Here is an 18,275-nt window from a genome sequence, read left to right on the forward strand (position 1 = left end):
CCTTATTTCGAATTAACAAGCACATCCACATTTCCAAGTTCAGCAAACAGCGATTCATCCAAAATTTTGCGTAAGAAAATAATGTTATCTCCTTCATACTCATGCTCATAAAACCCAACATATCCGCGTCGTTCATAAATCGAAACAAGCCAAGGGTGCCGCGTTGCCGTCGCCAAGTAAACCGCTGGAGCCTTAATTTGTACTACTAAAACCTGTTCCTCTACATAATCCAGAAGTGCCGTCCCAACCCCTTGTCGCTTAAAATCCGGATCAACCGCGAACCACCAAATGAATGGATATGGCTGAATCGAACGCTCACCTAAAGCCCAAGGAAAAGCAACTGTCACTGTCGCAATAATCCGACCATCCCGCTCCAACACATAATTCGCATTACGCCTAATATTTTCTTCTACCGTTGCCAAGTCCGCCGTCGCCCCAACAAATTTGATATCCATATCCTTCAGTGGCTTATATCCACGAATCGAGACATCATGCACGACCACCGCATCCTCCAATGTAGCTAATCGAATCACATCCCCCACAAAAATACCCCCTTAATTTTGCGCTTCAACCTTATTGGCATAGCGACTCTCCTTAAACCGCAATCCCAAATTTCCACGCAGCGTATCGCTCTCATATTTCCGATCATAATACCCACGCGCCTCCAAAATTGGAATCACTTTTGCAACAAAATCATCCAGCCCTTCTCCTAAAACTGGCGCCCCAAAAATAAAACCATCCGCGGCGTTGCTATCAAACCAAGCGATTAACTCATCAGCAACCTTCTCCGGCGTACTTACAAATGCCGATTTTGGCGTCGTCACCCGAAGCGCTACCTCACGTAACGTCAAACCATCACGCTTTGCATCTGCCTTAATTTTCTGCGCCGCCGCCCGAAAACTATTTTCCCCAACCGTCCCGATATCAGGAAATGGCTCATCCAGTGGAAATTTCCCGAAATCAAAATGATCAAAGAAACGACCAAGATACGTGAGCGCTTCCTCATCCGATACCAAATTCTTAATCTTCTCATACTTCGCATCCGCCTCATCCTGCGTCTCGCCAATAATCGGTGCAAACCCAGGAAAAATCTTAATTTCATCCGCCGTTCGACCATTTGCCACAGCACGTGCCTTCACGTCTGCATAAAAAGCCTGCGCCTCCTCAATCGATCCGCCATTCGTAAATACTGCATCTGCATCCTTAGCCGCCAAGTCCTTCCCAGGTTCCGATGCACCCGCTTGAAAAATAACTGGCTGCCCTTGCTTCGAACGCCCAATATTTAGTGGCCCCTCCACAGAGAAAAACTGCCCCTGATAATTCAATCGATGCAACTTTTCAGGATTAAAAAACTGCCCCGATTCTGGATTCCTCACAAATGCATCATCTTCCCAAGAATCCCAAAGCCCCTTCACAACTTCCAAATGCTCCACCGCAATCTCATAACGCAGCGCATGTTCTGGGTGCGTTTTCTTACTATAATTATTCGCTGAACCTTCAAGAGGCGAAGTCACCGCATTCCAACCAGCCCGACCATTACTAATCAAATCCAGCGACCCGAACTGCCGCGCCACCGTATAAGGCTCACTATAAGATGTCGAAAGTGTGCCAACTAACCCAATCCGTGAAGTCACCGCTGCCAAGCCTGAAAGTACTGTCAAAGGCTCGAATCGGTTCAAAAAATGCGGTATCGATTTCTCATTAATAAACAACCCATCCGCCACAAATGCAAGCGCAAAACCAGCCTCTTCCGCCTTCAAAGCCTGTTCCTTATAAAATTCAAAATTCACACTCGCATCCACTGGCACACTCTCATGTTTCCATGCATTCATGTGCCCACCAGGACCATGTAACATCAAACCAAATTTTATTTTTCCCATTCCTCATTCCCCTTCCCTTTCACACATTCGCCGTCAAAATAGCCTCACTAATCAATTGCACCGACCGCAATCGCACATCCTGTCTTGCAATGGGCGTATGAATTACAAACTCATCCACATCAAACGTCGCCCGCAATCGTACTAATTCCGCCTTCACCTGTTGTGCGGTACCAACAATAATATCCGCAACACGCTCCTCTACTTTAAAATCAGTAACACCAGCCTGCCTCGCAAATTCCTCCGCCTGCGCCACCGTCTGTAAAGTCACTGAAACACCTGTCGATAGCGTTACTCGCACTACTTTTTGCTCGCCTGCAAGCGCCTGCGCCTCTTCTTCCGTATCTGCTGCTAAAACCGGAACTGCAATAATCAACTCACCATTCGGACTCTTCCTCCGATACGCCGTCACCGCCTCTTGTAGAACCCGTTCATCACTATTAATAAATTTTGCAAAACAATAGTTCACACCATGCGTACTCGCCAATTCCGCACTTGCCACACTCGCACCAAGCAAGAAAATATCCGGTTTCGTAGGTGGCTCAGGATCAACACCAACTCCCGCCAACACATGATTCACAGGCAATTCTCCATCCACAAACTGCTTCAAAAGCACCAACTGTTCCTCAAAATCCGTTTTTTCCGACCGTCCAAACTGCAAAGCCTTCGTCGAGAGCGGCAAGCCACCCGGCGCCTTCCCAACACCTAAATCCACTCGTTTTGGCGCCAAAGTAGCTAACAGATTAAAATTCTCCGCCACTTTATATGCACTATAATGCTGCAACATCACGCCACCCGAGCCAATCCGAATCCTTGATGTTCGAGCTAACAGATGCGAGACTAAAACTTCCGGCGAAACACCAGCCAGCAACTTCGTATCATGATGCTCCGATACCCAAAACCTATGATACCCCCATTCTTCAGCCTTTTCCGCTAGTGCTATGGTTTGTTGCAACGCCTGATATGCACTTTTTCCATCCGCAATCGGGCTCTGATCTAATAAACTGAGTCTAAATCCCATTTCTCCGCCTCCCTCAAAGCCTTTTCTAATGCTGGCAATCCGAGCTCCGTCACACCCCGATATGTATGACCCCGGCCAATCTCAACCACTGGAACATAGCGTACTCCATACTTCGCCTGTAAAATTTCCCGCTGCTCATCATGATCTGTCACATCCACCACCTGAAAATCAAGCCCTTCCTTCGTCAAATAATTCTTGACCTCCGCACAATAATCACAGCCTCGTTTCGCCCATACTACAATCGCTAAATTTTCCGCCATCTTCGTTCATCCCCCTTTTAACTAATTTGCCCAACTCCATGCCTGCCAACCGCAACGACCAATTCCGTCAACTGTCCACGCAATCGCTCATCCAACACCACATCTCGAATTGGTATCACGGCCGCCTTATCCAGTTGGGCATCCACTACATAAACCCCTTGCAAAACTTCTCCTTTCAAAACACCAAGCAACGGCTTGAGCGCAAAATCAATCGCCAACACATGCCCACTGCTCCCACCAGACATAACCGGCAAGACAACCTTATTTTTTAAAATACTCTCCGGCAATAAATCCAAAACTGCCTTCAAAACCCCAGTATACGACGCTTTATAGACCGGTGACCCCACAATCACGCCATCCGCCGCTTCAATATCTGCGATCAATTCCCCGATTTGCACATCTTTAAAATTAGCGCTCACCAACGTTTCTGCAGCAAAATCACGCACAGAGTGAAAACAAACTTCCATCCCATCCTCCTGTAAAATCCCACCTGCATATCGTAAAACTTTATCCGTTCCCGATTGCACTGATGGACTACCAGACAAAATCACGATTCGACTCATCTCATCCTCACTCCCTTCCCAAATCATATTTTTCCGATGTATTTACTATGAATTAAAACAAAAAAAAGAACCTCCCTTCCAATTTGGAAAAGAGATTCCTCTTCTCCCCATTTGCCAGGCCAAAAGCGCACGCCTGCTGGAATTAGCACCGTTCTATTACTAGAGGTTGCTGTGGGATCAAAGGACCAGGTTCCTCCCCCAACTCTTAATAAGGACTGTATAATTTTTATGATTGGATGTATCTTACCATCTCTAAAATCAGATGTCAACAAATATTTCGTCTTTTTAGATTAGTTAGGTTTTTCACAACAAGAGTGAAGCATCGCCAGCTATGGCTTCTGATGTCTCAAAAATTTTTACATTGGATACATTTTCCGGATAAATGCTATTCTACTAATAAGATATGCCATAGCAAAGCCAAACACATTCAAAATAACATCCGTCACATCTAACTGTTACTCCCTTAAAAATAATTCAGTAAACAAGTATCTTATCTTTTAGAACTAATAATTTTCTTGTTCATAACCCATACTTATTTTAGTTTTATTTTAAAAAACGCCAAAAAGAAGTTAAACCCAATCAAATTTCAGGGCACAGCCTTTGCTTATCCCATCTATACACAAAAAAAGTCAATAATCCAAACACGGTAACTACAACCAAATAACCTAGCATCAAATTCGTATTTTCCCCAGACACAACATCCATCGTTGCAGCTGAGGTATTATAAATTTTTGATATAGAAATCAACATCAAATTTTTAAGATCAAAGCCACCCAAATTTGGCACAAGTAACATATATATAAATAGCACAACCGTACTAATCAAAGTCGACCGCGATGCAACGGTTAGTAAGAAGAAAAAGAGGCCAAATAAAATCAAAACTACTGCTTGATATGTTACTTGCAATGGTAACTCTGCCAAATAATTCACACGCATATCCGCTTTAACTCCCATTACGGCATTAAATAAATATTGCACCACCATAGAAAGAAATACAGTAAATAAAACCACCCCAACAGCCATAATCACAACCGATAGAAGCTTGCCAAAAAAGAACAATCGATGTCCCCTCAACAACAACTGACTCTTATATGTCCCATACTTAAAATCAAAGAAAGCAACATGGCAGCTATAAATCCCAAAAATAATCGGCAAAAATAGAATCGCAATGGATGTAAAAATTTGATTCGGCGCGTTCAACGGATTTAGCGCAACTTTAGCCGCAATGACACGATAGTAATCATATTTCAAAATATTACTAATCTCCTCTGAATTTCCAGCCTTCTTAACTTCCAAATCTTCCACAAGTGCCTGTTTCAGCGTAATTCCATCTTTTTGATACATCGCAAGCGTTGCGTCAAACCGTTCCTCTTTTTGTTGAAGCGAATGATACTGCGCGTAACTTGAAAAAATAGATAAAACTACAAGAATTACAAACAGCAAAATGACGTATTTTGCCTTCCACTGATAAAATAATTGTGCCTTGATACTACACCACATATTTTTCATAAGCATGCTCCAAATCTGTAAACGCATTTCTATCTATCTGAACTAACGTACCACCATTAATTACAAAAACCTCATCCAAGATTTGATTATAAAAATCAAACTGATGCCCGCAAACTAAAATGAGCATTTCATTTTTGCAAGATAACATTAGACGCTTAACCAATTTTCCCGTCTCATAATCTAATCCGTTCGAAACCTCATCTAAAATCAGCAATTCCGGCTTTGTAAATAAAGCAATAAGAATAGCCAAAATCTTTTTCTGCCCTAATGAATAAGACCTCACCTTTCTCTTTAAAACATTTTCATCTATATATTTCTGCAGAATTGTCTTTTCTTCCTGCAACAAATTACGTCCAATCAATAAGAAAATATTATCAAGTCCATTCAAATTACCGTACAAATGTGACGCATCAAGAACCGTCGCAATTCGATTAGGTTTCACAATCTTGCCCTGATAATCCTCAAATCCCATAATACAGTTAAAAAAAAGTCGTTTTCCCCGCACCATTCTTCCCTAAGAAAAAAATAATACCAGGATAATCAAGTTTCATATTAAAGTTCGACAAGATAGTTTGGTTTTTGTATTTCTTCTCTAAATTTATGATTTCTAGCATTCTACCAACCCTTTTATATTTTGTTTTATACTATCTAAGCTATAACAGTAGTGCAGTTGCAATTTTGAATCCAACCAGCACTACTATTTATGCTATCATTCTTATTTTCGGTAACCAACACCATTAGACTTCACTCTATAGTAATCTGATCTATCAAACTGGGCTAAAGAAACATCACCCCAAGGGCTTGGCGTCCCAACTTTATATGTTTTTATCCCCCTATAGTCTTTATATCCCTTACCGTTTGCATAATTTGAAATCCCTTTTTTTCTAATCATGTTTGGAAAAATATAACCTGATTCTTGCCACTTACTATTTTCAGCCACATTGTTGCCATTGTATCTATAACTTATATAATCTTTGCACCAAGCAGCAAATCCACCTCTTTTATAAGAATATATTTTATTTCTATACGTAGCTGCTTTGCGAATTAGTGGGGATTTTAGCTCGCTTGCTTCCGCTATTTCCTCTATTCCTATATCGTCAATTTCGGCAATTGCTCGGGCTGCATCCATTTCAAATTTAGAATTCATAGTGCCAACACTTTCTCTTGCTTGAACGCCCAATGTTGGTGTTTCTGCCATCATGATGGAGCACAGCGCTACGAGCATTATCACCTTCATTTTTTGCTTGTTTAATACATTTGCCATAAATCATTCTCCTCTCTTCTCTGTTGTTGTAATCAATACAAAGTGTAGTTTCAAAAGCATGCTTATTATTCGCATCTCAATTTTTGAAAACGCTGTATACTCATAGACACTCATATTGTATCACGTGAAAACAAAACAAGTCAAATAGTGTTTATTTATAAAAAAGATCCAAATAAGGAGCAAGCATTACTTCATATCTCTTCTGCAATCACAGAGCATATCATGCCTCGTATTTCTTTGAATTAGGATATATTTCCTTAATAAATGCTATTCTACTAATAAGATATGCCGTAGCAAAGCCAATCACATTCAAAATAACATCCGTCACATCCATAAAGTGATTCGGATAAATAAACACGATATCTAGCAATAATTACACGGATTCAATCATAACTGAAATCAATAAACCAATGCACATAAATTTCCTAAAAGATACGTTTTGCTTCATCACACTTATGTAAACGCCAAGCGGGAACAACAACACCTTCCCAAGGGCTTGGTACCAGCCTGCCATAGTCCCATCAAAGAGCTGCTTAAACGGCACAATATTGATATAATCCATCACCACATAGCTCCCTGCATCCAGCAAGTTACTGAATACCGTAAATGGAAAAATCACAAATTTAATCAAAAATACTAAATAAACACCAAGCAAAGCCGTTGCAACATAATACCTATCCAACTTCTTCCCTCGTAAAAGAAATCTCAAAGTTATCGCCATCACGACCAATATTGCAAATGCTAAAATAATAATAATAAACGGGTCATACGTTATATCCATGCTAGTTACTCCCTTATAATAATTTAGTAAATAAGTATCTGACCTTTAAACGGTTGGCTATTTGGCAAAATGCTGGACTTCATATAGACCCTATATACTCCTCGACCTTTTGCATATAACCTAGCTGATGTATCCTTTACATGAGAATAGTTCCAAGAAGCATCCGTTTTTGCCCAGCCAATACAACCAAGGCTTTGCTGTAAAGTCAGTTTAATGTGAAATTTCCCCGTTGGCCATTTTGTTGGCGTTGTTTTTACCCGCACTGCACTTCCAGCTCCCATCTCAAAGCTTCGCGTATACAATCCACCTTTAAAATTATACGACCCGCTCACAGATGTTGCTAGTGCTGATATTGGCAAAATAAAAAACAACAGTATCGCAACAATCGAACTAATAATTTTCTTTTTCGTACTCGCACTCCTTTTAGTATTATTTAAAACAAACAAATTGTATCATATTGATAAAAAATGAAACAAATCATGTTATTTTTTTACGCAAAAAAACTCCCGAAAAAGGAGCAAAAATTGTCTTTATATCTCTTCTACAATCGATGTGCCAGAGTCTCTTTCCAGCCCATTCCACTGCCATTTTTCATGCATCCGAAGTTTCCCATCTGGTAAAAATTCTGGTGTCGAGTGGCACGTCCCGCTTCGAATTCGCTTGTTCACGCTTACATGATTGTAGCGAAAATCAATAGAGCCATCCTTATGCACCACACCAATCAGTGTCCCACGCGCAATCTCGCCACCCTCGTAAGTCCCCGAAATAACGTCCCCATCTTGAAAATAATGAAAAACCGTGTTTTCAGATACTTCGCCATTTCCCGAGTTTTCGACAACTGCGAATTTTTTCCCCTGATAATTAACGATCAGAATCCCTCCTAGTTTTCAAACTAATCACACAACTATTATAGCACAAAATGACAAAAAAGCCCTAGCCAAGTGATGCATGACTAGAGCCCTATTTTTTCCTTATTCGCCTAAATCCTTCACCCATTCACTCATTGCCCGGCGTGGCTTCGCATCTGGAATTTCATTGATGCGAGTAATCTGCAAACAGCCAACAATCTGTTGCCCATCTAGGCCTAATTCCGTCACAACGCCCGAATCAAAAATAAAATTATTCGTTCGCCAAAGTACGCCAAGGCCAACTTCCCAGGCCAAAAGTTGGATATTTTGGATCAAAGCGCTCGTCGCAGCAATCGCCTCAAAATCCTTCTTGCCACTCCCAATGATGTCTGTCGTTACAATCAGTGTATAAGGCGGCGCCACAATCTTGCGCTCATTCCCAACCCGAATCTGCTCTCGTCGTTCATGCGTCAATGGCTCCCCTTGCATCCGTTCCATCGAATTTACAATCGCCTCCACAAAACGGCGCTTCTCTGATTCCGTCGATAAAACCGCTACATGCCAAGGCTCGATTTTACTATGGAATGGTGCAAAAGCCGATTTCTCCAAAATGTCATTAATAACGCTTCGTTCGATTGGCGTCTCGTCTACCTGCTTGATACTACGACGCTCCATTATAACTTCTGATATATTTTTAGCCATCGATAATCCTCCTAGTGATAATCATTCTCACTAAGTATAGCATGACAACCCTTAGCGTGTCGACAAACACTAAAGTTCGGTGGCTAATCATGTGAAGTAGTCTTTCTACAGTCTAACGCTTTGGAATTTTTAGCGTGAGATCATTTTTCGACTTATTAGTCACGATATAATCAATGTACTGCGTCATAAACTCGCTGTCTACCTTCTGCCACAACGCATAACCCGGCATCTTCTCCACACTGTTCAAAAAAACGCTTATCGCCTGTGAAATACGCAAAATTAACCTGTTCCATCGTTTTTGCCATTTCCTCCACATCATCTGGAGCATACTTCCCTTCTTGAAACAAATCACTGAGCGCCTTCGTATAACTAAACTGCCCAAAATAAGCCTTCGAATACTGTTGAAAATGAAGTAAGTTAGGGTCCTTAGAATTGATTTTCCGCGCATATTTTTCAACGTCTATCCGCTGCGTTTCATAAGCTAAGCCTTGATTCGGTGTATATCTCACGACACCATACTGCTGCGGATACATTGCCATCGAACTCGTCGCAATATCATAAATCGTACGATCATGCGCTGTTTCCGACCGAATATCCTGAATATGCACATGCCCACTCAAATTCAGCGCAATATCATTTTTCGCAAAAAGTGACACCGCCTCCTTATTCTGCACAATCGTGAAACCCTTCGTCAAAAGCTCACTATGATCCAACAAATTGTGGTGTGTCACCGTAACAAGCTCCGCATCATACTCCTTCGCCAAATCAATACACTTTTGAATCCAAGCAAACGTCTGCGTACTGATATACCCGTTCGTCTCCGGCGCACCAAAACGCTTATTGTTCTCATAATCCGCCGTATCCACCATCAAAAGCCATACATCCTCTGATGGCGCCGCAAGGTAACTAAGCGTTGAGTCATCACGCATCACCGCCTCGTCATATCCCGAATGATGATAAATCGAAGCAAACTCATCCGGTGTAATATCCTCCACTTTCAACTGCTTACCCTCTTCAAACTTTCGCGCATAAGGGTTCAAAACATCATGATTCCCCGGAATAACAAAAGTTTGGACACCTGATTTCTCGATGTCCGCCAGCTTCTTCGCCATTTCCTGATGACTAACCTTCTCACCATTGTTCGTGATATCACCGCTGAGAATGAGAACATCTGGTTTTTGCGCCTTCACATCATCGACAAAAGCATCGGTAATTTCGGTGATATAGTTCTGTTGCTTGCCATCACCTGTTGCAAGGTAAGTTTTAAATGCTTTTTTGCCATCGGTGAGAGTGTTTGAAAGGTAGTGGATGTCGGTGGCTTGATAGATGGTTAGAGGGTTGTTCTTTGTAATTTTTGGAGAAATATTTGGTTTAGCAGGTTGGTCGGTTAGCTGGGCGCACGCTGTTAAGTTAAGGGATAACAACGTGATACATACCAGTGCGGTTTTTTTCATTTTTGGGAGGCTCCTTTGTTTATATGTTCACATGATTTAGTATAACATGGATTTTAAGTTTTAGGAGTGGATATTTTGTGACGGAGATTCCAGGTATCATCGTGCGCCTACTTATTTTCTTGCTTGAAATATACGAAATTCAGCACTAATGCGCCAAGGACGATGATAATAGTGACCATGGTGAATGGTGAGCGATCTTGCATAAAAACAAGTATGGATACAATAAGTAATATAAAACAGACTACTGTTGCAAGAATTAAAAACCATTTTGAACCTTTTATACTCTTTTTCAAGAAAATCACCTCGTAGTATTATTTGTAATTCAATTATACAACAACGATGCCAAAAAAACACAAATAGAGTGTAAAAATAAAATAAAACTCACATTGTAACTTTATGTGTCTTTATGGTATAATATCTCTGTATTCGACTAAAATAAGGAAAGAGGGATACGGCGTGGAAAAGAAAATACAACTTCCTAGTGGTAAATTATCTGAACATGCGACTTCGATTTGGAAAAACACCGATGCCTTAACATTGAAATTGAGGCCGAATGTAACCTACTCCACAGGAAACTTACAAGATGAATTGGAAGCCGAGTGGCAGGGCAACGCGTAAAAATGCAACTGCACTAGAAAATCAACTTATAGAAGAACAACGAAAAAATTCGTAACCAACTACAACTATTAGAGGAGAATAAAGCCAATGACACGTATTGATATTGCAGAAATACATAATTTTGTAATCGTATTCATTACAGAGTCTAAGCGTGTACAATCGGATAATAAATGGTGGGCATGGACAAGATAATATATCCTACCTAAAGAAAAATGGTATTGCGTTCAACGTCTTAAAAGAATATCCTAATGGTGTACGCATTGGAAATATTCCGAGTCATAAAAATAAATTTAAAAGAACTGGTGAAGAACAGGCTTTGTTCCCAGATAATTAGTCTGAAAAGCAGATTTTTGAAGCAGGCGATTATATAGCTAAATTACCAAGTAACGCAGACCTTCTTGATGGTATATGGACATTTTCAGAATATAAAGGGGTTCGTGTTGGCATAATAAAAACTGATGGCAAGGTCGGTACAATAATTCCAGACAACTCTAGACAACCATAAAAACGAAAAGGACTGATTGAAATGATAGACAACCAGCTAGTTACTGATATAGTAAACCGAAGAAAAAGTCTTCATCCCGATGACCCTAGCGTCCAAAAAGAATGGGAGAGACTTACGAATATATTTACAAAGAATGAAGATGATACTGTCGATTATTTCCAAAATTGCAATCCAGAAATATTAGCTTGGCTAAGCGAGGTGTTTGAAGATATCTCCGCAGTTTTACAGAGTCAACGATTTATTACGTGTATTGAAGGCTTGGCGTTGAAATATCCGGGTTTAGATTTGGATTTGGATGTTTCTTATGCAAAAAAATCGATGAATGGGAATTAGCCATGCTTCTCTCAAGTGAATATTTTACATTCCCTAAATGTATGACTACCGTTTAGTGACAACTTCGTAACATGTTTATTATAACCGCCTGCCTCCTTTTTTAAATGGAAAAGTAGCAGGCTTTATTTTTTATGTTTACACAATACTTAAATTCTTTTGGGGTTTGCTACTTGACTAAACTAAAGAAAAGGATAGGATCACATTCTTCTTAATTACACACTTTTCTTGACAAACCCACAAAAAATTAATCTAGACCTACAATCCTACGCATATACGATTTATCAATCATAATGCTTTTCTTTTTAATTCTTTGATGACTGTTTGGTAAATTAATAATAACGCTTTCTCCACTCCCTTTTGGTCTAATTTGTAATGGTGCGAATTCGCCTCTTTTAGGCAAATTATCTATCCATGTCTCATGATTTGACTTGCCTTCATTATCAACCTCTACTAAATTGTTATCTAGCATATATTTAATCTTGTTATATAACTTTTCAGCAGGGATAAGTATCTCTTCCCCAGGGGTCCATTCAACATACTTAATGAATCTATATTCATTCTCTTTATATTCATCCCAAACTACTAAAATATAGTTAGTCTCCGCAAAATAACCATACCAAGTGGAGTCCTCAAATTCATCATTATATATCTCTGTAAAATCTATATTAGGGAATGACATATCTTGATTTTTCCCAGATTGCAGTCTATTTACTATAGTTTTTATACAGTAACCTTCTTTAATAAACTCCTCTGTTCTATTTACATTAGAGCCCTTCGTCTCAAACATCGCACTGATGATATTAAATAAAAAACTTTTTTGAATTACTTGATTGCTTATCACTTAGCATATTATTTATTTCGCTTGCAGTACGCTCGTTATATGTATCTAATATTTCTTTTATTCCCTCAACAAAACTCTTTTCTTTTGGAACATTAATATGCTCTGTCTTTTGTAAGCGCAATAAACCTCTGACATAGGCAGACATATAGCCAACTTTATATGAATATGCTCTTTTTTTAGCCAGTTCAGGTGAAAACGGTTGCTTAACGAAATCTTTGCCTTTTCCTTGCCCCTTTGTACAAGCACCTAGAAATACTTGTTGCTTTTCGCTAATTTCGTGTGCTTTTCCTTCTCTTATTTTACCAATTATCGCCTCATAATCCTGTCTTACCTGTAACTCATCATCAAGAGGAAGCTCAAAAAGTGTTGTCTTGATTATTCTAAAATCCTTTACTGGCATATTTTCTTTGTGCAGGTAGAAAATTAATAACATATCTTTCGCCTTTTTATTTACAACACTTTCTTCAAAAGGAATTTTATAATCATTCTCATAATTAATCATGCTTAACACCAAGCGCTCTTTAGAGGTATAGTCCCTCATACTTTTTTCTAAGACGGGAGTTACTTTCAATTCAATACCGTGATGTATAAAATCTGGGCCCGATATTGAATTAGCAGGTATACCAAAAAAATCAGATTGTATCATATTCCCAATTTTACCTTTATTAGCCTTCTTTTCAAGCCAACCAGATTTATCTATTTCACCAAGTGTCTTGCCCACTAATTCATCAGCAACTTCAAATATCTTCTCTCTTGACCATTCTTCGGTATAATTATATGTCATCTTATTCTCCCCCCCAAAATTCATCCTTTTGATTACTATGTAACCATATCTTACCTGAAATTTCAACACATCCATAAATTTATATACAAACTCCTTGATCAAAAACAAAATATAGGTTATAATAAATCATACGAAAATTTGTTCTGTTAAGGAGAGTATTGTTAATGAAGATTTTCTCAATGTTTGATGGAGTCGGAGGATTTATTGTAGGTTTAAACAATTCTGACTCAGACTTCTTTAACACTATTTATTCAAACCAGTTTGAACCATCGCGTAAAACTCAAGATGCTTTTGAAGTTGGTGTATATCGCTTTCCTGGTATGGAACATATAAATACTGATGTAGGACTAATACCTAATACAAAGTTTGATGAAATGCGAGAAGCTGGTGTAGAAATGATTGTAGGGGCTTCCCATGCCAAGATTATTCGGTTGCAAGAAGTAAGAAACATGAACTTGGGATTCAAGGAAAAAAGGGTACTCTTTTTTGGGAAATTATAAGAGCAGTCACTCATATTAGGCCCAAATACTTGATTCTTGAAAATGTAGATAGGCTACTTAAATCACCTTCAAAGCAGCGTGGCCGCGATTTTGCAATTATGCTAGCAGCCTTTAATAACTTAGATTACTCAGTTGAGTGGCGTGTTATTAATGCTGCTGATTATGGTAGAAGCCAACGTAGAAAGCGAGTTTTCTTCTTTGTATACCGTAATGATTTAAAATGGGCTAAAAATATCGATAACTTGTTTGAAAAAGAAGATAGTCAACATTTTAATTTATTTACAGATGACATTGATGGTCATGCCTACGATAATTATATTTTCCAAACAGGGCTTTTTGCACGACAATTCCCAGTCAAACCCACAGCTAATAAAAATCGTCATACTTTTGGCATGCTTTCAAATGATGTAGTGGACATCTCAGACAACTTCACTGGGCAGATTTGGAACTCAGGTGTTATGCGTCATGGCAGATATTATTCTATTGATACTGAGTCAACTATGGAAGAGGAACCCCTTACACTAAAAGAGATTTTGCAGCCCGAGCATGAAGTAGATGAAAAATACTACATTACAGGAGACAAACTTGAGAAGTTCGCCTACTTAAGAGGTCCCAAAAAAATAGAAAGAACATCAGAGACAGGTCATACTTATATCTATGCAGAAGGCGGCATGAGTCCCCATGATTCGCTAGATTTACCAGGTCGAACAATGCTTACATCAGAAGGAACTATTAACAGATCTACACATTTAATAAAAATAAACGGCAGATATCGCCTTCTAACTCCTGTCGAAGCTGAAAGGCTCCAAGATTTTCCTGATAACTGGACAAAATATAAACAAATTTCTTCTGGAGATGTTATTGAAGTATCGGATAGAATGAGATGGTTCTTTATGGGAAATGCTTTAGTAACAGGTATTGTTAAACGCATTGGCGACGAACTAAAGAAAATAGATACCGCGTATTAATTGATTGCTACCGTTCCAAAGTTTTTATTTAATAAACTATTAATAAGCTCGGAGAACATAAAACAAGCTGCGTAAGCAATGAACTTCATTTCATAGCCTACACAGCTTTCTTTTTTGACAAAAAACTATAAAAAGTGCGTGTTGACAAACTCCGTGCGCTCTATTTATTGCAAGCTTTTTAATCATTTCACTTCATATTGGCTCCTTTTAAACTATCATAAACATTATTTTAATTTTAAATAATCCCATAAAAATTTAAAAGTAGCTTTTCATTAATTTCTACCCCATGACGCAAATATAAATTTCTTCTTCGCTTAAAAAGCTCTATTATCATTTCCTTTTTTTCAGCTCTCACAGCATAGTGTATCCTGCTATGACAAGTCGGACAAAGACAAACAATATTATCGGCAAAGTCTATAGTATTTTCAAAGTAATCCTGCGCCGCCATAGGTATAAGGTGGTGAGCCTCGACATGGGGGTTATTATTTATATTATTAATAAACGTCCCATGTTGTTGATTAAACTCGCATGTCCAATTACTTCTTATCTTGGCCTCCCTTGCCTCCTTGTAATTTCTTGGATAAGAGGAAATTACACTATTCCTACCTTTATCAGGTTTTGCTTTAGGCTCATTAACTAAATATCTTGCCTGTTCCTCTCTAACGCTGTATTCCTTGTCACTCAAAATATTTGATAAGTTGTCAAGCTCTCCACCTATCAATTCATCATCAGTAGTATTTTTATAAGTTACATATGCCAAATAACAACTTATTGTAGCGCTATAAAAGCGATTAGATTCCTGATTAAATTGTTTAAATCCCTCAATATATTTTATTCCCTCTATTTTTTTTTAATGCTTCAAACGAAGTCAAATCACTCAACTCATCATTGTTACTTTCTTCGTAGAAAATGATTAATCTTATAAGATACCTAGTATAAGAATCAGCCTTACCACTTTTCGCCTTGGCATTTCCAGCTTCAATAGTTAAAGTTTCTGCATAATGCTTAAAATCCTCTAATATATCTTGAAACCTATTCTTTGTTTCTATAAAAATATTCTCTTTGGCTGGAATAACTCTAAAATTATACAAAAAAATCTCTCCACTTCATCATGATACTGTAGCCTATGAAATATTATACAGCTTAATAGATAACTTAATTTATCTCACAGCTATTTATTACTGAAATTTTACAATATATTCATTATAGCGAAACTAGCTATACTTTGCAAAATCATCCAAACAAAATTGTAGGAATTTTACAGATTAAAGACCTTTCAAGCAGTTTCACATTTCTCCATTTAGTTAACAGCGCAATCCTACTCACTTATGCTATGATAAAGAGAAAAAGGAGGCCCCCATGCAAAAAGATATCCATGTCGTCGGCGCCATTATTCAAAAGGATGGAAAAATCCTCTGTGTCCAGCGTGCCGACTCCGCAGTAAACGGCGCTGACTGGGAGTTTCCAGGTGGCAAAATCGAGCCTGGTGAAACGCCCGAACAAGCTCTTATTCGCGAAGTTCAAGAAGAAATCGGTTGTGACATCGCCGTAACGAAAGCTTTTCAGCACACTGTTTATGCTTATGAATTTGCCAACGTCCATCTTACTTGTTTTCTGTGCGAACTCATCACTGGTGAACCAACTATGCATGTCCACCAAGCGATGCAATGGCTCGTTCCTAGCGAAATGCACCATTTGATATGGTCACCTGCTAATCTACCTGCTGTTGAAAAATTACAGAAAAAAAGATGCCTAATCGCACTGACTAGGCATCTTTTCGCTTATCTCCGTGCTTTACTGACTTTCAATTTTTTCCCTTTCACAGTGACAGTTTGCATCGCTTTCACCACTTGCGCACCTTTACCGTTCAGAATTTCAACAAACGATACGTTATCCTCAATCGTAATAATACCGATATCATCTGCGCTAATCCCTTCCAACTTCGCAATCGTCCCCACGAAATCCACAGCGCGTAGCTTCTTCTTCTTGCCACCATTAAAATAAATCTTCATAATATCTTTACTTAGCGCCGCGCTCTTATCCTTCTTCACGACTGGTGCCTCTTCCATTTTCTCATCAAATGCCTGTTTACGTGCTGCTACAATCGCATCATTCGGCAAATCGACTTGTGGAATTTCAAAGCCAATATACTCCTCAATCTCACCGATAAAACGATTCTCAAACGGCGTTACAAAAGTGATTGCTTTCCCGCTACGCCCAGCGCGCCCCGTCCGACCTGTCCGGTGCACATAACTCTCTTTTTCAAGTGGCACATCATAGTTCACGACAAGTGAAATATTCTCAATATCAATTCCACGCGCCGCCACATCCGTTGCCACTAAAAAGCGAAACAGGCCGCGTTTAAAAATCGTTCATCACGCCAAAACGATCTTCTTGTGTTAAGCCACCGTGGATTTTCTCAGCGGGATATCCCATGCGACACAACTGGTCATACGTTTCATCTACACGCTCTTGCGTCCGGCAAAAAATAATCGCACTCTCGGGATTTTGCACAATCAACGTATCTCGTAACGCAACCATTTTGCTATCGTCTTTCACCGTCACTTTTTCATGCGTAATGTCTGCGGTCGTTAGTCCTGTAGCAGCAATTTCGACATGCTCTGGCGCCTTCATATATTTATCACTTAACATTGCAATATCTGCTGGTAATGTGGCTGAAAACAGCATCGTCACGCGATTATTCGGCAGCGCTTGGATAATTGCCTCAACCTGCTCAATAAAGCCCATATTCAGCATTTCATCCGCCTCATCAATAACCAAATAGCGCACTTTCTCCAAACTTAGCGTACCTTTTTTCAATATGATCCAGCGTTCGCCCCGGCGTTCCAACGACAACGTGACTTTTCTGTTTCAATTCCAATTTTTGTTTCGCAAAAGGAGACTTACCAAAAATCGCCGTCGCTTTAATGCGCTTAAACCGCCCAATGTTCGTAAAATCTGCCTGAACCTGTGCCGCCAATTCCCGCGTTGGCTCCAAGACCAACGCTTGCGGTTTATTCTCGCCCCACTCCACAAGCTCACAAATTGGAATCGCAAACGAAGCCGTCTTCCCGCTCCCAGTCTGCGCCTTCACGACAACATCCTTCTCCTCCAAAACTAACGGCACAACCTCACGCTGCACCTCCGTCGCTTCCTTATAACCCAAACCAGCAAGCGCCCGCTCAATATCCGAACCAATCTTATCAAATCGCATAATTCTACCTCATATCTATTTTGTGTTTTGTTAAGTATAACATGAAAAGCTGAAGAAGCCCGTTAGCCTCGACAGAAATTGTTAGGGGGCGTAGTGAAAACCCTCTTTTGGTTTTTACGGAGGCACCGAAATTTCCGAGAGGCTGGCTTCTGAAGCTGGATCACATGAAAAGCTGAAACGGCCCGTTCAGCTCCGAAAAAAACTGGAGCGGCCGCAGTAAAAAGCCGTTCTTG

Annotated in this window: 21 protein-coding genes, 3 pseudogenes and 1 riboswitch; of the genes and pseudogenes, 4 read left to right on the forward strand and 20 right to left on the reverse strand. The window is 39.6% G+C overall.

The window, feature by feature from the left end; all coding sequences use genetic code 11:
* Positions 1 to 2 precede the first annotated feature (2 nt).
* The 15 genes from PROCOU_RS14905 to PROCOU_RS14975 all read right to left on the reverse strand — a co-directional run bounded on the left by PROCOU_RS14905 (position 3) and on the right by PROCOU_RS14975 (position 10,572).
* Positions 3 to 542 carry a GNAT family N-acetyltransferase gene (locus PROCOU_RS14905; RefSeq protein WP_036073906.1) on the reverse strand — a complete coding sequence of 180 codons (540 nt, stop codon included), beginning with the start codon at positions 540 to 542 and terminating at the stop codon, positions 3 to 5.
* Between the two features lie 12 nt (positions 543 to 554).
* Positions 555 to 1,880: an LLM class flavin-dependent oxidoreductase gene (locus PROCOU_RS14910; RefSeq protein ID WP_036073908.1), complete on the reverse strand. Its 1,326-nt coding sequence runs from the start codon at positions 1,878 to 1,880 to the stop codon at positions 555 to 557.
* A 19-nt stretch (positions 1,881 to 1,899) separates the two neighbouring features.
* On the reverse strand, positions 1,900 to 2,898 hold the full coding sequence (locus PROCOU_RS14915; protein WP_036073910.1) for an LLM class flavin-dependent oxidoreductase: 999 nt from the start codon (positions 2,896 to 2,898) through the stop codon (positions 1,900 to 1,902).
* Complete coding sequence (locus tag PROCOU_RS14920) at positions 2,874 to 3,158, reverse strand: glutaredoxin family protein (RefSeq protein ID WP_036073913.1); 285 nt, start codon at positions 3,156 to 3,158, stop codon at positions 2,874 to 2,876. Before PROCOU_RS14920 ends, PROCOU_RS14915 begins: the two co-directional genes overlap by 25 nt.
* Positions 3,159 to 3,175: 17 nt before the next feature.
* A complete protein-coding gene (gene ssuE, locus PROCOU_RS14925; protein WP_036073915.1) occupies positions 3,176 to 3,721 on the reverse strand; it encodes an NADPH-dependent FMN reductase in 546 nt (181 codons plus the stop codon).
* A 104-nt stretch (positions 3,722 to 3,825) separates the two neighbouring features.
* Positions 3,826 to 3,936, reverse strand: a riboswitch (SAM riboswitch).
* Between the two features lie 364 nt (positions 3,937 to 4,300).
* Positions 4,301 to 5,230 (reverse strand): ABC transporter permease, encoded by a 930-nt coding sequence (locus PROCOU_RS14935; RefSeq protein ID WP_036073919.1) that lies wholly within the window; start codon positions 5,228 to 5,230, stop codon positions 4,301 to 4,303.
* On the reverse strand, positions 5,211 to 5,672 hold the full coding sequence (locus tag PROCOU_RS14940; RefSeq protein ID WP_159101241.1) for an ATP-binding cassette domain-containing protein: 462 nt from the start codon (positions 5,670 to 5,672) through the stop codon (positions 5,211 to 5,213). The genes PROCOU_RS14935 and PROCOU_RS14940 overlap by 20 nt, the downstream gene beginning before the upstream one ends.
* Before the next feature lie 37 nt (positions 5,673 to 5,709).
* On the reverse strand, positions 5,710 to 5,844 hold the full coding sequence (locus PROCOU_RS18975; protein WP_279625198.1) for a P-loop NTPase family protein: 135 nt from the start codon (positions 5,842 to 5,844) through the stop codon (positions 5,710 to 5,712).
* A 101-nt stretch (positions 5,845 to 5,945) separates the two neighbouring features.
* On the reverse strand, positions 5,946 to 6,494 hold the full coding sequence (locus PROCOU_RS14945) for a hypothetical protein (RefSeq protein WP_036073922.1): 549 nt from the start codon (positions 6,492 to 6,494) through the stop codon (positions 5,946 to 5,948).
* Between the two features lie 373 nt (positions 6,495 to 6,867).
* Positions 6,868 to 7,275: a VanZ family protein gene (locus PROCOU_RS14950; protein WP_036073925.1), complete on the reverse strand. Its 408-nt coding sequence runs from the start codon at positions 7,273 to 7,275 to the stop codon at positions 6,868 to 6,870.
* A gap of 23 nt (positions 7,276 to 7,298) precedes the next feature.
* Positions 7,299 to 7,721 carry a hypothetical protein gene (locus PROCOU_RS14955; RefSeq protein ID WP_036073927.1) on the reverse strand — a complete coding sequence of 141 codons (423 nt, stop codon included), beginning with the start codon at positions 7,719 to 7,721 and terminating at the stop codon, positions 7,299 to 7,301.
* 84 nt (positions 7,722 to 7,805) lie between these two features.
* Positions 7,806 to 8,150: an avidin-fold protein gene (locus PROCOU_RS19485; protein ID WP_482796764.1), complete on the reverse strand. Its 345-nt coding sequence runs from the start codon at positions 8,148 to 8,150 to the stop codon at positions 7,806 to 7,808.
* Between the two features lie 96 nt (positions 8,151 to 8,246).
* The gene (locus PROCOU_RS14965) at positions 8,247 to 8,825 is read right to left on the reverse strand and encodes a nitroreductase family protein (protein ID WP_036073931.1); all 579 of its coding nucleotides are present in this window, start codon (positions 8,823 to 8,825) and stop codon (positions 8,247 to 8,249) included.
* Positions 8,826 to 8,995: 170 nt separating this feature from the next.
* Complete coding sequence (locus PROCOU_RS14970) at positions 8,996 to 10,279, reverse strand: metallophosphoesterase (protein WP_051994445.1); 1,284 nt, start codon at positions 10,277 to 10,279, stop codon at positions 8,996 to 8,998.
* A 107-nt stretch (positions 10,280 to 10,386) separates the two neighbouring features.
* Entirely contained in the window at positions 10,387 to 10,572 is a 186-nt protein-coding gene (locus PROCOU_RS14975; protein WP_036073934.1) for a hypothetical protein, read from the reverse strand.
* A 163-nt stretch (positions 10,573 to 10,735) separates the two neighbouring features.
* Here PROCOU_RS14975 and PROCOU_RS17850 point away from each other — a divergent pair, with 163 nt between their 5' ends.
* Both PROCOU_RS17850 and PROCOU_RS14980 read left to right on the forward strand, forming a co-directional pair.
* Entirely contained in the window at positions 10,736 to 10,897 is a 162-nt protein-coding gene (locus tag PROCOU_RS17850; RefSeq protein ID WP_159101242.1) for a hypothetical protein, read from the forward strand.
* Between the two features lie 526 nt (positions 10,898 to 11,423).
* Positions 11,424 to 11,735 carry a hypothetical protein gene (locus PROCOU_RS14980; RefSeq protein WP_036073937.1) on the forward strand — a complete coding sequence of 104 codons (312 nt, stop codon included), beginning with the start codon at positions 11,424 to 11,426 and terminating at the stop codon, positions 11,733 to 11,735.
* A 244-nt stretch (positions 11,736 to 11,979) separates the two neighbouring features.
* Here PROCOU_RS14980 and PROCOU_RS18705 read toward each other — a convergent pair whose 3' ends face one another.
* Together PROCOU_RS18705 and PROCOU_RS18710 are read right to left on the reverse strand one after the other, a co-directional pair.
* Positions 11,980 to 12,576 (reverse strand): PDDEXK family nuclease, encoded by a 597-nt coding sequence (locus PROCOU_RS18705; RefSeq protein WP_244266342.1) that lies wholly within the window; start codon positions 12,574 to 12,576, stop codon positions 11,980 to 11,982.
* Complete coding sequence (locus tag PROCOU_RS18710; RefSeq protein WP_244266339.1) at positions 12,536 to 13,360, reverse strand: MutH/Sau3AI family endonuclease; 825 nt, start codon at positions 13,358 to 13,360, stop codon at positions 12,536 to 12,538. The genes PROCOU_RS18705 and PROCOU_RS18710 overlap by 41 nt, the downstream gene beginning before the upstream one ends.
* Before the next feature lie 164 nt (positions 13,361 to 13,524).
* On the opposite strand from PROCOU_RS18710, the pseudogene dcm reads away from it, so the two are divergent.
* Positions 13,525 to 14,828 (forward strand): annotated as a pseudogene (gene dcm / locus PROCOU_RS14990) (DNA (cytosine-5-)-methyltransferase).
* 235 nt (positions 14,829 to 15,063) lie between these two features.
* Here dcm and PROCOU_RS18715 read toward each other — a convergent pair.
* Complete coding sequence (locus PROCOU_RS18715; protein ID WP_244266340.1) at positions 15,064 to 15,588, reverse strand: HNH endonuclease; 525 nt, start codon at positions 15,586 to 15,588, stop codon at positions 15,064 to 15,066.
* 61 nt (positions 15,589 to 15,649) lie between these two features.
* Positions 15,650 to 15,919, reverse strand: coding sequence for a hypothetical protein (locus tag PROCOU_RS18720; RefSeq protein ID WP_244266341.1), 270 nt, complete (start codon positions 15,917 to 15,919; stop codon positions 15,650 to 15,652).
* Positions 15,920 to 16,187: 268 nt separating this feature from the next.
* On the opposite strand from PROCOU_RS18720, the pseudogene PROCOU_RS17325 reads away from it, so the two are divergent.
* Positions 16,188 to 16,499: pseudogene (locus tag PROCOU_RS17325) on the forward strand ((deoxy)nucleoside triphosphate pyrophosphohydrolase); the annotation flags it as partial.
* 110 nt (positions 16,500 to 16,609) lie between these two features.
* On the opposite strand, the pseudogene PROCOU_RS15005 reads toward PROCOU_RS17325, so the two are convergent.
* Positions 16,610 to 18,042 (reverse strand): annotated as a pseudogene (locus tag PROCOU_RS15005) (DEAD/DEAH box helicase).
* Between the last annotated feature and the right edge of the window lie 233 nt (positions 18,043 to 18,275).

The sequence above is a fragment of the Listeria rocourtiae FSL F6-920 genome, from assembly GCF_000525975.1.
Classification (GTDB): Bacteria; Bacillota; Bacilli; order Lactobacillales; family Listeriaceae; genus Listeria_A; species Listeria_A rocourtiae.